Annotated in this window: 10 protein-coding genes; 4 read left to right on the forward strand and 6 right to left on the reverse strand. The window is 72.5% G+C overall.

What is annotated here, in order from left to right; all coding sequences use genetic code 11:
* Nucleotides 1-17: 17 nt before the first annotated feature.
* Nucleotides 18-803 carry an SDR family oxidoreductase gene (locus IE312_RS20165; RefSeq protein ID WP_189983747.1) on the reverse strand — a complete coding sequence of 262 codons (786 nt, stop codon included), beginning with the start codon at nucleotides 801-803 and terminating at the stop codon, nucleotides 18-20.
* 66 nt (nucleotides 804-869) lie between these two features.
* Here IE312_RS20165 and IE312_RS20170 point away from each other — a divergent pair, with 66 nt between their 5' ends.
* Nucleotides 870-2,009 (forward strand): acyl-CoA dehydrogenase family protein, encoded by a 1,140-nt coding sequence (locus IE312_RS20170; RefSeq protein WP_189983749.1) that lies wholly within the window; start codon nucleotides 870-872, stop codon nucleotides 2,007-2,009.
* Nucleotides 2,009-2,959, forward strand: a complete 951-nt coding sequence (locus tag IE312_RS20175; RefSeq protein ID WP_189983751.1) for an acyl-CoA dehydrogenase family protein — start codon at nucleotides 2,009-2,011, stop codon at nucleotides 2,957-2,959. The genes IE312_RS20170 and IE312_RS20175 overlap by 1 nt, the downstream gene beginning before the upstream one ends.
* On the opposite strand, the gene IE312_RS20180 is transcribed toward IE312_RS20175, so the two are convergent.
* The 4 genes from IE312_RS20180 to IE312_RS20195 form a co-directional block, all read right to left on the reverse strand.
* On the reverse strand, nucleotides 2,956-3,702 hold the full coding sequence (locus tag IE312_RS20180; RefSeq protein ID WP_189983753.1) for a vWA domain-containing protein: 747 nt from the start codon (nucleotides 3,700-3,702) through the stop codon (nucleotides 2,956-2,958). The genes IE312_RS20175 and IE312_RS20180 overlap by 4 nt on opposite strands.
* A gap of 114 nt (nucleotides 3,703-3,816) precedes the next feature.
* Nucleotides 3,817-5,280 carry a glutamate synthase subunit beta gene (locus IE312_RS20185; protein ID WP_189983756.1) on the reverse strand — a complete coding sequence of 488 codons (1,464 nt, stop codon included), beginning with the start codon at nucleotides 5,278-5,280 and terminating at the stop codon, nucleotides 3,817-3,819.
* The gene (gene gltB, locus IE312_RS20190; RefSeq protein ID WP_189983758.1) at nucleotides 5,273-9,784 is read right to left on the reverse strand and encodes a glutamate synthase large subunit; all 4,512 of its coding nucleotides are present in this window, start codon (nucleotides 9,782-9,784) and stop codon (nucleotides 5,273-5,275) included. The genes IE312_RS20185 and gltB overlap by 8 nt, the downstream gene beginning before the upstream one ends.
* 518 nt (nucleotides 9,785-10,302) lie before the next feature.
* Nucleotides 10,303-11,034 (reverse strand): VIT1/CCC1 transporter family protein, encoded by a 732-nt coding sequence (locus IE312_RS20195; protein WP_189983759.1) that lies wholly within the window; start codon nucleotides 11,032-11,034, stop codon nucleotides 10,303-10,305.
* 387 nt (nucleotides 11,035-11,421) lie between these two features.
* On the opposite strand from IE312_RS20195, the gene IE312_RS40990 reads away from it, so the two are divergent.
* Nucleotides 11,422-11,796, forward strand: coding sequence for an ADP-ribosylglycohydrolase family protein (locus IE312_RS40990; RefSeq protein WP_229900220.1), 375 nt, complete (start codon nucleotides 11,422-11,424; stop codon nucleotides 11,794-11,796).
* Nucleotides 11,793-12,686, forward strand: coding sequence for a ribokinase (rbsK, locus tag IE312_RS20205; protein WP_189983760.1), 894 nt, complete (start codon nucleotides 11,793-11,795; stop codon nucleotides 12,684-12,686). Before IE312_RS40990 ends, rbsK begins: the two co-directional genes overlap by 4 nt.
* A 97-nt stretch (nucleotides 12,687-12,783) precedes the next feature.
* Here rbsK and lgt read toward each other — a convergent pair whose 3' ends face one another.
* Nucleotides 12,784-13,803 (reverse strand): prolipoprotein diacylglyceryl transferase, encoded by a 1,020-nt coding sequence (gene lgt / locus IE312_RS20210; protein WP_189983761.1) that lies wholly within the window; start codon nucleotides 13,801-13,803, stop codon nucleotides 12,784-12,786.
* Between the last annotated feature and the right edge of the window lie 166 nt (nucleotides 13,804-13,969).

The raw sequence follows: 13,969 nt of genomic DNA on the forward strand, positions 1-13,969 counted from the left end.
GTGGTCTGCTCCGCTGCTCAGGGGTGCTGGCTGCTGACGGCGACGACCTCGCCGGTCATGTAGGAGGAGTAGCCGGAGGCGAGGAAGACGATCACGTTGGCCACCTCCCAGGGCTCGGCGTACCGTCCGTAGGCCTCCCGTTCGGTGAGTTCGGCGAGAAGTCCGGCGGAGGTGACCTTCGCCAGGTGCGGGTGCATGGCGAGGCTGGGGGCGACGGCGTTGACGCGCACGCCGTAGGCGGCGGCCTCCATGGCCGCGCACCGGGTCAGCGCCATCACGCCGGCCTTGGCGGCGGCGTAGTGGGCCTGTCCGGCCTGGGCGCGCCAGCCGACGACGGAGGCGTTGTTGACGATGACACCGCCGCCGGTGCCGCGCAGGGCGCGCAGGGCGGCGCGGGTGCAGCGGAAGGTGCCGTTCAGGGTGACGTCCAGCACGCGGGACCACTGCTCGTCGGTCATGTCGACGAGGTCCGCCGTGCCGCCGAGTCCGGCGTTGTTGACGACGACGTCCAGCCGTCCGTGGGCGGCGGCGGCCGCGTCGAACAGGGCCCGTACCTGGGTCTCGTCGGTGACGTCGCAGGGCAGTGCGGCGACCGCGCCGGGGAACCGCCGGCCCAGTTCGGCCTCCTGCTCCTTCAGCCGGCGCGGGTGGGCGTCGCTGATCAGCACCCGGGCGCCCTCCTCCAGGAAGCGGCGCGCGGTGGCGCCCCCGATGCCGGTGCCGGCCGCCGCGGTGACGACGGCGGTGCGCCCGCGCAGCAGTCCGTGCCCGGGGACGTAGGCCGGGCTCTCGACGCCTGTCATGGGGCCACGCTAACCTACCAAACACTTGTTAGGGAAGGTGACCGGCACGGCAGGAAGGCGGCGCCCGTGGACCTGACCCACTCCCCGGCCGACGAGGAGTTCCGTGCCGAGGCCCGGGCCTGGCTGCGCGCGCACGTCCCGCGCGTGCCGCTGCCGTCCCTGGAGACGGCGGAGGGCTTCGCGGCCCACCGCGCGTGGGAGGCCGAACTGGCCGCGGACCGCTGGTCGGTGGTGTCGTGGCCGCGGCGGTACGGCGGGCGGGACGCGGGCCTGCTGCGCTGGCTGGTGTTCGAGGAGGAGTACTGGGCGGCGGGCGCGCCCGGCCGGGTCGGCCAGAACGGCGTCGGCCTGCTCGCGCCGACGCTGTTCGCGTACGGCACGCCGGAGCAACGCGCGCGCGTGCTGCCGCCGATGGCCACCGGCGAGGTGGTCTGGGCGCAGGCCTGGTCCGAGCCGGAGGCGGGCTCGGACCTGGCCGCGCTGACTTCCCGGGCGGTGCGCGCGAACGGCGGCTGGCGGTTGCGCGGGCAGAAGACCTGGTCCTCGCGCGCCGCGTTCGCCGACCGCGCCTTCGGCCTGTTCCGCAGCGAGGCGGCGGCATCCGCACCGCACCAGGGGCTGACGTACCTGATGTTCGACCTGCGGGCCCCCGGCGTCACCGTCCGTCCGATCGGCCGCCTGGACGGCAAGCCGGCCTTCGCCGAACTGTTCCTGGACGACGTGTTCGTCCCGGACGAGGACGTGATCGGGGAGCCGGGCCAGGGCTGGCGGATCGCGATGTCCACGACGGGCGACGAACGCGGGCTCACCCTGCGCTCCCCCGGCCGCTTCCTGGCCGCCGCCGCGCGGCTGCGCGAGCTGTGGCGGGCCCAGGGATCGCCCGAGCACGCCCGGGCCCGGGTCGCCGACGCCGTGATCGGGGCCCGCGCCTACCAGTTGTTCGCCTACGCCGCCGCCTCGCGGATCCTGGACGGCGGCCGGCTCGGCCCGGAGTCCAGCATGAACAAGGTCTTCTGGTCCGAGCTGGACCTCGCGCTGCACGAGACGGCGCTCGACCTGCTGGGCGCGGAGGGCGAACTCGCCGACGGCGCCTGGTCCGAGGGGTACGTCTTCGCGCTGGCCGGCCCGATCTACGCGGGCACCAACGAGATCCAGCGGAACATCGTCGCCGAGCGGCTGCTCGGCCTGCCGAAGGGGCGCCGCTGATGCACTTCGCCCTCGACGCCGAGCAGCGCGCCTTCGCCGACGCGCTGCACGCGATGCTCACCGCCGCGGACACCCCGGCGGTGATCCGGGCCTGGAGCCGCGGCGACCACGCGCCCGGGCGCGCCCTGTGGTCGCGTCTCGCCGGGGCGGGGGTGTTCGCACTGGCGGTACCGCAGGGGTACGGCGGGCTGGGCCTGCTGCCGGTGGACCTCGCCGTGGCCTTCGTGGAGCTGGGCCGGCACGCGGTGCCCGGGCCGCTCGCGGAGACGGTCGGGGCGGCCGTACTCCTCGGGGAGCCCCCGCTGGCCCGGCGGTTCCTGCCCGGGCTCGCGGCCGGCGCGGACCTGGCGACGGTGGCGGCGCCCGGCGGTTACGCCGTCGACGGCGACGCGGCCTCGCTGCGCCTGTGCCCGGCCCCCGACGGCCTGTACCGCGCGGCGGACCCGGGTCCGGTGCGCCGCTCCCTGGACCCGGCCCGCCGGCTGACCCGCCTCTCCCCCGCCGGTGACCTCCTGTGCCGGGACGCGCCGTACGACCGGGCCCTCGCCTGGATCCGCCTGGCCACCGCCGCCCAGGCCCTCGGCACCGGCCTCGCCCTGCTCGACCGGACCGTCGCCCACGTCCGGCGGCGCACGCAGTTCGGGGTTCCCATCGGCTCCTTCCAGGCCGTCGGACACCGGCTGGCGGACGCGAAGACGGCCCTGGAGTTCGCCCGCCCCCTGGTCTTCGGCGCGGCGGTGTCGATGCGCCCGGCCGAGGTGGCCGCCGCCAAGCTCACGGCGTGCGAGGCGGCCTACCGGACGGCCCGCACGGCCCTGCACCTGCACGGCGCGATCGGCTACACAGCGGAGTACGACCTGTCCCTGTGGCTGACCAAGGCACGCGCCCTGCACGCGGCGTGGGGCACCCCGCAGCAGTGCCGGGACCTGGTGCTGGCTGCGGGGCTCTAGGAGGCGGCCGGGTCCGCCGGTGCACCGGGCACGACGCCCGCGGCCCGTGCGGCCGACAGCCACGCCGGGAACGCGCCGACGAGCCGGTCGTACAGCTCGGCGTCGCGCAGCCGGCGCGGGTCGCGGCCCGCGTGGAAGAAACCGGCGTTGTCCACGATCCGTCTGCCGGGCACCGGCAGGTCGTCCAGCCTCCGCAGGAACTCGAACTGCCGGCTGTCCGGGTCGCCGAAGCCGACGAACTGCCAGAACAGCGGCAGCCGGGCGGCCTTGCACAGATATCGTTCGGCGGCGAGCTTGCTGGTCGGGCCGCCGTCGGTCTGGAAGACGACGAGGGCGGGGTCGGCCGCACCACTGTCCAGATAGTGGTCGATGACGGCGTCCATGGCCAGGTGGTAGTTGGTCCTGCCCATGTGTCCGAGGCCGGCCGTGATGCGCTCGATGCGGCCCGCGTGGCCGTCGAGGGCGATGTCGGTGACCGCGTCGACGTCCGTGGAGAAGAACACCACGGGCACGCACCCGTCGTCGTCCAGGTGCGCGGAGAGCCCCAGCACCCGGTCGGCGAGGGCCTGCACGCTGCCGTCCCGGTAGTACGGCCGCATCGAGCCCGAGTGGTCCACCACGAGGTAGACGGCGGCCCGCAGCCCGTCCAGGCCGTGCTTGCGCAGGGACACCCCCGCCGACCGGTAGGCGCCGGCGAGCGCGGGCGCGCTCTCCTCCACCTTGCGCAGACTGATCGCGGCCATGGCTCCCCCTCGGCGTGCGGACATGCGACGACGCCTGCCCGGGTCCGGTCGGGGACGGGGCAGGCGTCGTCAGTGTTCCGTACGCCGTTGTACGGGACGTCTTCAGGTGTGCCGTCAGACCGCCAGGGCGCGGTCCGTCGGGCGGATCGGGGCCGGCAGGTCGCTGGCTCCGGTCAGGAAGCGGTCGACCCCGCGGGCGGCCGAGCGGCCTTCCGCGATCGCCCACACGATCAGGGACTGGCCGCGGCCGGCGTCGCCGGCGACGAACACACCCGGCACGTTGGTCTGGAAGTCGGCGTCGCGGGCGATGTTACCGCGTTCGTCGAGGTCCAGGCCGAACTGCTCGACCAGGCCGTTCTCCCGGTCGGTGCCGGTGAATCCCATGGCGAGGGTGACAAGCTGCGCGGGGATCCTGCGCTCGGTGCCCGGCCTGGGGGTGAGCTTGCCGTCGATGAACTCCACCTCGGTGAGGTGCAGCCACTGCACGTTGCCGTCCTCGTCGCCCTCGAAGTGGGTGGTGGAGACGGAGTAGACCCGCTCGCCGCCCTCCTCGTGCGCGCTGGTGACCTTGTAGAGCAGGGGGAAGGTCGGCCAGGGCTGGCTGGCGGGGTGCCGCTCGTCGTTCGGGCGGGGCATGATCTCCAGCTGGGTGACGGAGGCCGCGCCCTGGCGGTGGGCGGTGCCCACGCAGTCCGCGCCGGTGTCGCCGCCGCCGATGACGACGACGTGCTTGCCCTCGGCCGAGATCGGCGTGGTGACGTAGTCGCCCTCCTGGACCTTGTTGGCCAGAGGCAGGTACTCCATCGCCTGGTAGACGCCCTTGAGCTCGCGGCCCGGCACCGGCAGGTCGCGCGCGGTGGTGGAACCGGCGGCGATCACGATCGCGTCGTACCGCTTCTTCAGGTCGCGGGCGTTGATGTCGCGCCCGACCTCCACACCGGTGCGGAACCGGGTGCCCTCCGCGCGCATCTGCTCGATACGGCGGTTGATGTGCCGCTTCTCCATCTTGAACTCGGGGATGCCGTACCGCAGGAGGCCGCCGACGCGGTCCGCGCGCTCGTAGACGGCGACGGTGTGGCCGGCCCGGGTCAGCTGCTGGGCGGCGGCCAGACCGGCGGGACCGGAGCCGATGACCGCGACCGTCTTGCCGGACAGGCGCTCGGGGATCTGCGGGGCGACGTCCCCGGTCTCCCACGCCTTGTCGATGATCGAGACCTCGACGTTCTTGATGGTGACCGGCGGCTGGTTGATGCCGAGCACGCACGCCGACTCGCAGGGGGCCGGGCAGAGGCGACCGGTGAACTCCGGGAAGTTGTTGGTCGCGTGCAGCCGCTCGGAGGCGGCGCCCCAGTCCTCGCGGTAGGCGTAGTCGTTCCACTCGGGGATCAGGTTGCCCAGCGGACAGCCGTTGTGGCAGAACGGGATGCCGCAGTCCATGCAGCGGCTGGCCTGCTTGCTGATGATCGGCAGCAGGGAGCCGGGGACGTAGACCTCGTTCCAGTCCTTGACCCGCTCGGTGACGGGGCGGGTCTCAGCGACCTCACGGCCGTGGTTCAGGAAGCCCTTCGGGTCAGCCATTGATCGCCGCCTCCATCATCTTCTCGGTGATCTCGGTCTGGGACAGACCGGCTCGCTCGGCGGCGTCCTTGGCGGCGAGCACTGCCTTGTACGTGCTGGGAATGATCTTGCTGAAGCGTTCCACGGCCGTGTCCCAGTCGGCGAGCAGCTTCTCGGCGACCGTCGAGCCGGTCTCCTCGGCGTGGCGGCGCACCACGTCGTGCAGCCACTGCCTGTCGGTGTCGTCCAGCGCCTCGACCGACTCGACGTTGCCGCTGTTGACGTTGTCGCGGTCGAGGTCGATGACGTAGGCGACACCGCCGGACATGCCCGCGGCGAAGTTGCGGCCGGTCGGACCGAGGACGACCGCGCGACCGCCGGTCATGTACTCGCAGCCGTGGTCGCCCACGCCCTCGGAGACGACCAGCGCGCCGGAGTTGCGGACGCAGAAGCGTTCACCGGTACGGCCGCGCAGGAACAGCTCGCCGCCGGTGGCGCCGTAGGCGATGGTGTTGCCCGCGATGGTGGAGTACTCGGCGAGGTGGTCGGCGGCCCGGTCCGGGCGGACGACGATCCGGCCGCCGGACAGGCCCTTGCCGACGTAGTCGTTGGCGTCGCCCTCCAGGCGCAGCGTGACACCGCGCGGCAGGAACGCGCCGAAGGACTGGCCGGCGCTGCCGGTGAAGATGATGTCGATGGTGTCGTCGGGCAGGCCCGCGCCGCCGAACTTCTTCGTCACCTCGTGGCCGAGCATGGTGCCGACCGTGCGGTTGATGTTGCGGATGGCCACCTGGGCGCGCACCGGCTGGGCCTCGGTCGCGTCGTTCGCGGCCAGGGCGTCGGCGGCGAGCTTGATCAGCTCGTTGTCCAGCGCCTTCTCCAGGCCGTGGTCCTGGGCGACGACCCGGTGGCGGACGGCGCCCTCGGGCAGCTGGGGCACGTGGAACAGCGGCTCCAGGTTCAGGCCCTGCGCCTTCCAGTGGTCGACCGCGCGCTCGACGTCCAGCACCTCGGCGTGGCCGACGGCCTCCTCGATGGAGCGGAAGCCCAGCTCCGCGAGCAGTTCGCGGACCTCCTCGGCGATGAACCGGAAGAAGTTCACCACGTGCTCGGCCTTGCCGGCGAAGCGGTCGCGCAGCACCGGGTTCTGGGTGGCGATGCCGACCGGGCAGGTGTCCAGGTGGCAGACGCGCATCATCACGCAGCCGGAGACGACCAGCGGGGCGGTCGCGAAGCCGAACTCCTCGGCGCCCAGCAGTGCGGCGATGACCACGTCGCGGCCGGTCTTCAGCTGGCCGTCGGTCTGGACGACGATCCGGTCGCGCAGGCCGTTGAGCAGCAGGGTCTGCTGGGTCTCGGCGAGGCCCAGCTCCCAGGGGCCGCCCGCGTGCTTCAGGGAGGTCAGCGGGGAGGCACCGGTGCCGCCGTCGTGGCCGGAGATGAGCACGACGTCCGCGTGCGCCTTGGACACACCGGCGGCGACCGTGCCGACACCGACCTCGGAGACCAGCTTGACGTGGATGCGCGCCTGCGGGTTGGCGTTCTTCAGGTCGTGGATCAGCTGGGCGAGGTCTTCGATGGAGTAGATGTCGTGGTGCGGCGGCGGGGAGATCAGGCCCACGCCCGGCGTCGAGTGACGCGTCCTGGCGACCCACGGGTAGACCTTGTGGCCGGGCAGCTGGCCGCCCTCGCCGGGCTTGGCGCCCTGGGCCATCTTGATCTGGATGTCGTCCGCGTTGACCAGGTACTCCGAGGTCACGCCGAAGCGGCCGGAGGCGACCTGCTTGATCGCCGAGCGGCGCGCCGGGTCGTACAGGCGCTCGGGGTCCTCGCCGCCCTCACCGGTGTTGGACTTGCCGCCCAGCTGGTTCATGGCGATCGCGAGGGTCTCGTGCGCCTCCTGGGAGATGGAGCCGTACGACATGGCGCCGGTGGAGAAGCGCTTGACGATCTCGGAGACCGGTTCGACCTCCTCGACGGGGATCGAGGGGCGGCCGGACTTGAAGCCGAACAGGCCGCGCAGCGTCATCAGGCGCTCGGACTGCTCGTCCACCCGAGAGGTGTACTTCTTGAAGATGTCGTAGCGGCCGGTCCGCGTGGAGTGCTGGAGGCGGAAGACCGTCTCCGGGTCGAACAGGTGCGGCTCGCCCTCGCGGCGCCACTGGTACTCGCCGCCGATCTCCAGCGCACGGTGCGCGGGAGCGATGCCGGAGGCCGGGTAGGCCTTGGCGTGGCGGGCGGCGACCTCCCGGGCGATGACGTCGATGCCGACGCCGCCGATCTTGGTGGCGGTGCCGTTGAAGTACTTCTCCACGAAGGTCTCGTCCAGGCCGACGGCCTCGAAGACCTGGGCGCCGCGGTAGGAGGCGACGGTGGAGATGCCCATCTTCGACATGACCTTCAGGACGCCCTTGCCGAGGGCGTAGATCAGGTTCTTGATGGCCTTCTCGGGCTCCAGGCCGTTGAGGAAGGTGCCCGCGCGCAGCAGGTCCTCGACGGACTCCATCGCCAGGTACGGGTTGACGGCGGCGGCGCCGTAGCCGATGAGCAGGGCGACGTGGTGGACCTCGCGGACGTCGCCGGCCTCGACCAGCAGGCCCACCTGGGTGCGCTGCTTGGTGCGGATGAGGTGGTGGTGGACGGCCGCGGTGAGCAGCAGCGACGGGATCGGCGCGTGCTCGGCGTCGGAGTGGCGGTCGGAGAGGACGATCAGGCGGGCGCCGTTCTCGATCGCCGCGTCGGCCTCGGCGCAGATCTCCTCGATGCGCGCGGCCAGCGCGTCACCGCCGCCGGAGACCCGGTACAGGCCGGACAGCGTGGCGGCCTTGAAGCCGGGCATGTCGCCGTCGGCGTTGATGTGGATGAGCTTGGCCAGCTCGTCGTTGTCGATCACCGGGAAGGGCAGGGTGACCGAGCGGCAGGAGGCGGCCGTCGGGTCCAGCAGGTTGCCCTCCGGGCCCAGCGACGAGCGCAGGGAGGTGACCAGCTCCTCGCGGATGGCGTCCAGCGGCGGGTTGGTGACCTGGGCGAACAGCTGGGTGAAGTAGTCGAAGAGCAGCCGCGGGCGCTCGGACAGGGCCGCGATCGGCGAGTCCGTGCCCATGGAGCCGATCGGCTCGGCGCCGGTGCGGGCCATCGGGGCGAGGATGACGCGCAGCTCCTCCTCGGTGTACCCGAAGGTCTGCTGGCGGCGGGTGACCGAGGCGTGGGTGTGGACGATGTGCTCGCGCTCGGGCAGGTCGCCCAGCTCGATCTCGCCGGCCTCCAGCCACTCGGCGTACGGGTTCTCCGCGGCCAGGGACGCCTTGATCTCGTCGTCCTCGACGATGCGGTGCTCGGCGGTGTCGACGAGGAACATGCGGCCGGGCTGCAGGCGGCCCTTGCGGACGACCTTGGCCGGGTCGATGTCGAGGACGCCGACCTCGGAGCCGAGGACGACGAGGCCGTCGTCGGTGACCCAGTAGCGGCCGGGGCGCAGACCGTTGCGGTCGAGCACGGCGCCGACCTGGGTGCCGTCGGTGAAGGTGACGCAGGCGGGGCCGTCCCAGGGCTCCATCATCGTGGAGTGGAACTGGTAGAAGGCGCGCCGGGCCGGGTCCATGGAGGCGTGGTTCTCCCACGCCTCCGGGATCATCATCAGCACGGAGTGCGGCAGCGAACGGCCGCCCAGGTGCAGCAGCTCCAGGACCTCGTCGAAGGAGGCGGAGTCGGAGGCGTCCGGCGTACACACCGGGAAGATGCGGTCCAGCTTCTCCTGCGGGCCGAACAGGTCGGAGACCAGCTGGGACTCGCGGGCGCGCATCCAGTTGCGGTTCCCCTTGACGGTGTTGATCTCACCGTTGTGCGCGACGAAGCGGTACGGGTGTGCGAGCGGCCACGACGGGAAGGTGTTCGTGGAGAACCGGGAGTGCACGAGCGCGACGGCGGACGCGAAGCGGCGGTCGGACAGGTCCGGGAAGAAGGGCTCCAGCTGGCCGGTGGTCAGCATGCCCTTGTAGACGATCGTCCGCGCGGACAGGGAGGGGAAGTACACCCCGGCCTCGCGCTCGGCGCGCTTGCGCAGCACGAAGGCCCGGCGGTCCAGTGCGATGCCTTCGGCGGCGTGGTCGGTGACGAACACCTGACGGAACACCGGCATGGTGGAACGGGCGGTGGCACCCAGCAGCTCGGGGGCGACCGGGACCTCGCGCCAGCCGAGGACGGTGAGACCCTCCTCGACGGCGATCGTCTCGATGCGCGAGACGGCGTCCTCGGTCCCCTCCTCGGGCAGGAACGCGATGCCTACCGCGTAGCCACCGGCGGCGGGAAGGTCGAATCCGGCCACTTCACGGAAGAAGGCGTCCGGCACCTGGGAGAGGATGCCCGCGCCGTCACCGGAGTCCGGCTCGGAGCCGGTGGCACCCCGGTGCTCCAGGTTGCGCAGGACGGTGAGGGCCTGCTCGACCAGGGTGTGGGACGCCTCGCCGGTGAGAGTGGCGACGAAACCGACGCCGCAGGCGTCGTGTTCGTTGCGGGGGTCGTACATACCCTGCGCAGCAGGGCGAGCATCCATGAATGACCAGTTCTGGCCGTTCGCGGAATGCTGGGACGGCTGGCGCGGCGTACGCATCGGCTCTCCCGTCGTCGTCATGTGGCATGTGGCAGGTGCCGAGGGACGACGTTGGCCCTCTGCGTGAGATCTGCGATGAGATCAAAATTTCGTGCAGGTTACATGATGGAGCGGATCTCGGGAACCGGATACTGCGTTCCAACATGCGGACGCCGCGGTGACGGCGGAGGTGCCGCGCGGTGGCGGCGGGTGCCGTGCGCTGACGGCGGCTGCCGCGCGGTGGCGGCCACGTTCTCTGGGGGACCGCGGCGGACGAGATCGGTCGGATCGGTGTCCGGCGGCCCGGAGGGGGCGGGGCGAGCGTCTTCGCCCGCCCACAGGGGTGCCGCAGGCCTCATTGCCCGCAGTGCTTACGGCTCATGCCCGGTGGCCACACTCTCGAAACCAGCGGGTAACGGGTACTTATGCGGTCCCTCGCATACGTACCGGCCGGGCTATCCTACGGCCGTTCCGAACAAGGTGCCCAGGGCGTACGTCACACCGGCCGCCGCACCACCCAGCGCGAGCTGCCTCAGCCCGCTGAACCACCAGCTCCGTGCCGTCACCTTGGCCACGACAGCACCGCATCCGAACAGTCCGGCGAGGGCGAGCAGGACGGCGGGCCACAGCGCGCCGGCGCCGAGCAGGTACGGCAGGAGGGGCAGCAGGGCACCGAGGGCGAAGGAACCGAAGGAGGACACGGCGGCGACCAGCGGCGAGGGCAGGTCGCCGGGGTCGATGCCCAGCTCCTCGCGGGCGTGGATCTCCAGGGCCTGCTCGGGGTCCTCGGACAGCTGGCGCGCGACCTCCCGGGCCAGCTCGGGCTCGACCCCGCGCGCCACGTACAGCGCGGCGAGTTCGGCCTCCTCGTCCTGCGGGTGCTTGCGCAGCTCACGTCGCTCGACGTCGAGCTCCGCCTCCACCAGCTCGCGCTGCGAGGCGACGGAGGTGTACTCGCCGGCCGCCATGGAGAAGGCGCCGGCGGCGAGCCCCGCGAGACCGGTGAGGACGACGGTGTGCCGGCTCACGTCTCCGCCGGCCACACCGGTCATCAGGGCGAGGTTGGAGACGAGCCCGTCCATGGCGCCGAAGACGGCGGGCCGCAGCCAGCCTCCGTTCACGTCCCGGTGGGTGTGGTTGTCACGGTGCGCCTCGTGCAGCGCGGCCTCGGTATCGATGATGGCCATGCGGGCCCCCCAGGGAAGCTTAGCCAAAGCTAACTTTGGACGAGTTCTACTTTTCGACAACACTGAACTTACGCTCATCATTCCGGGCGCGCCAGCAAGGAAAGGCTGGGCTAACCTGCGCCTTTGTCCGTCGGCGCACGCTCGCGCGCGCGGTCCGCCCGTAACGCGCCGATCTCCTGGAAGCCGTGCAACCGGCCCGGCCAGGAGGATGATTCGGGGCATGACGCCCGAACACCCCACACAGCCCTCGGAACGCGCACCGCGGGACGGTGGAGACCCGCTCACCGATCACGTCACCGGCGCCGTGGCCGGTGCCGAACGGCACGGCGACGCCTCGTACGGGCGTGGGGCCGCGCTCGGAGGCCTGCCGTGCTCCGGCTGACCTGGGTGCAGCCGGAGGACCTGCTCGGCCACGAGCTGCGCCAGGCCCGGCTGGACGGGCGCGAGCCGGCGGCGATCGAGGCGCGCCGGCGGACGGCGGACGGCCCGGACGCACCCGAGCGGGCGGGCGCCTGTGCGTCCCGGGCCGACGGCGACTTCGGCGGCTCCGTGTGCCGTGCCGTGTCGGGCGGCTGGGACACCGATTCCGGCGGCGCGACCGCCGGCAGCATCGCCGGGCTCCTCGCCGGCACCCCCGACGCGCTCCCCGACCACTGGCGGGCCCCGCTGAAGAACCGGCTCGCCACCACCGTCGCCGACTTCGACGGCACCGGCTTCGACACGCTCGCCCACCTCACCCGCCTGGAGGCGACCCGCCCATGACGCACATCGTCGTCCTCGGCAGCACGAACATGGACCTCGTCACCTACGTCGCCCAGCCCCCGCAGCGCGGGGAGACCGTCACGGGGCGGGAGTTCCGCACCGTCCCCGGCGGCAAGGGCGCCAACCAGGCGATCGCCGCGGCCCGGGCCGGCGCCACCGTCTCCATGATCGGCGCGGTCGGCAACGACGCCTACGGCGTGCGGCTGCGCGACACCCTCGAACACTCCGGTGTGGACACCGACTTCCTGCGCACGGTCGAGGGCCCCTCGGGCACCGCGCACATCGTGGTGGACGACGAGGGCGGCAACGCGATCGTCGTCGTCCCCGGCGCCAACGGCACGGTCGACCACCTCTCCCCCGGCGACGAGGGCGTGATCGCCACCGCCGACGCCCTGCTGCTGCAACTGGAGATCCCGTCGCAGGCCGTCGTCGCGGGGGCGCAGGCGGCCCGCCGGCACGGCGTCCGTACGGTCCTCACCCCGTCCCCGGTCCGGCCGCTGCCCGAGGAGCTCCTGCGCGCCACCGACCTGTTGGTGCCGAACGAGTACGAGGCCGTCACCCTCACCGGCCGCACCGACCCGCGCGAGGCCGCCGCCGCCCTGCTGGACCTGGTGCCGGAGGTCGCCGTCACTCTGGGCGCCACGGGCTGCCTGTACCTGGCCCGGGGCGCCGAACCCCTGGTGATCCCCGCGCCCCGGGTGACGGCCGTCGACTCCACCGGCGCCGGCGACACCTTCGTCGGCACGCTCGCGGTGGCCCTCGCCGAGGAGAGACCGGTACGCGAGGCCCTGTCCTGGGCGGCGGCCGCCGCGGCGATCTCCGTCCAGCGGCCAGGGGCGTCGGCGTCGATGCCGTACCGCCCGGAGATCGAGGCCCAGTACGGCGCGTGAGGACGACGACCGCCGGTGGATGCCGAGGGCGCCCGGCCGTTTCGCTGTGCGGCTGCCGCCGCGTGGCCGGGCGCCCTCGGCGCCGTGACACGAACGGTCAGCTCTTGCGGGCCGACTCCGTCTCGTCCTGCGGCGACTCCTGGGAGTCCCCGGTCCGCTCCTCGCCCTCGGCACGAGCCTGCTCGCCCGCTACCGGAGCGTCGGAGACACCCGTGGCCGGAGCGTCGGAGGCACCCGCGGACGACTGGCCGGAGGCACCCGCGGCCGGAGCGTCGGAGGCATCCTCCGCCGAGCCGCCGGAGGCACCCGGCTCGACGACGGCTTCCCGTCCCGGCCGCTTCTTCGCCGACAGCACCATGTACGCCACGGCCAGCAGGAAGACGATCAGCGCGGTCCAGTCGTTCAGCCGGAGGCCCAGGATGTGGTGGGCGTCGTCCACCCGCATGTACTCGATCCAGCCCCGGCCCACGCAGTACGCGGCGACGTACAGGGCGAACGCCCGGCCGTGCCCCAGCTTGAAGCGGCGGTCCGCCCAGATGACCAGCAGGCCCACGCCGACGCACCACAGGGACTCGTACAGGAAGGTCGGGTGGTAGTAGCCCGGCACCCGGCCGCCCTCGGAGGAGGTGATGTGCAGCGCCCAGGGGAGATGGGTCTCGCGGCCGTACAGCTCCTGGTTGAACCAGTTGCCCCAGCGGCCGATGGCCTGCGCGAAGGCGATGCCGGGGGCGACGGCGTCGGCGTAGGCGGGCATCGGGACGCCCCGGCGGCGCGCGCCGATCCACGCGCCCAGCGCGCCGAGCGCGATCGCGCCCCAGATGCCCAGGCCGCCCTCCCACACCTTGAAGGCGTCCACCCAGTCGCGGCCCTCGCTGAAGTACAGCTCGTAGTCCGTGATCACGTGGTAGAGCCGGCCGCCGACCAGGCCGAACGGCACGGCCCAGACGGCGATGTCGGCGACCGTTCCGGACTGCCCTCCGCGGGCGATCCAGCGCTTGTTGCCGAGCCAGACGGCAACGAAGACGCCGATGATGATGCAGAAGGCGTAGCCGCGCAGCGGGATGGGGCCGAGATACAGCACCCCGTGCGACGGGCTGGGGATGTAGGCAAGGTTCATGGCAAGTCCGACGCTACCGTGCCGGGCCGCGGGGACGGCAAGCAGCCCGGCTACGGGTGCGTAACGGGGGCGTGAGAAACGCTTACCCGCGGTCGGCGGCCTCCACCATCTGCTTGAGCTTGGCCGGGGTCATCGTCTGGTCCTGGTAGATGTTCTTGCCGCCGAG

This window comes from Streptomyces capoamus, assembly GCF_014654935.1.
Taxonomy (GTDB): domain Bacteria; phylum Actinomycetota; class Actinomycetes; order Streptomycetales; family Streptomycetaceae; genus Streptomyces; species Streptomyces capoamus.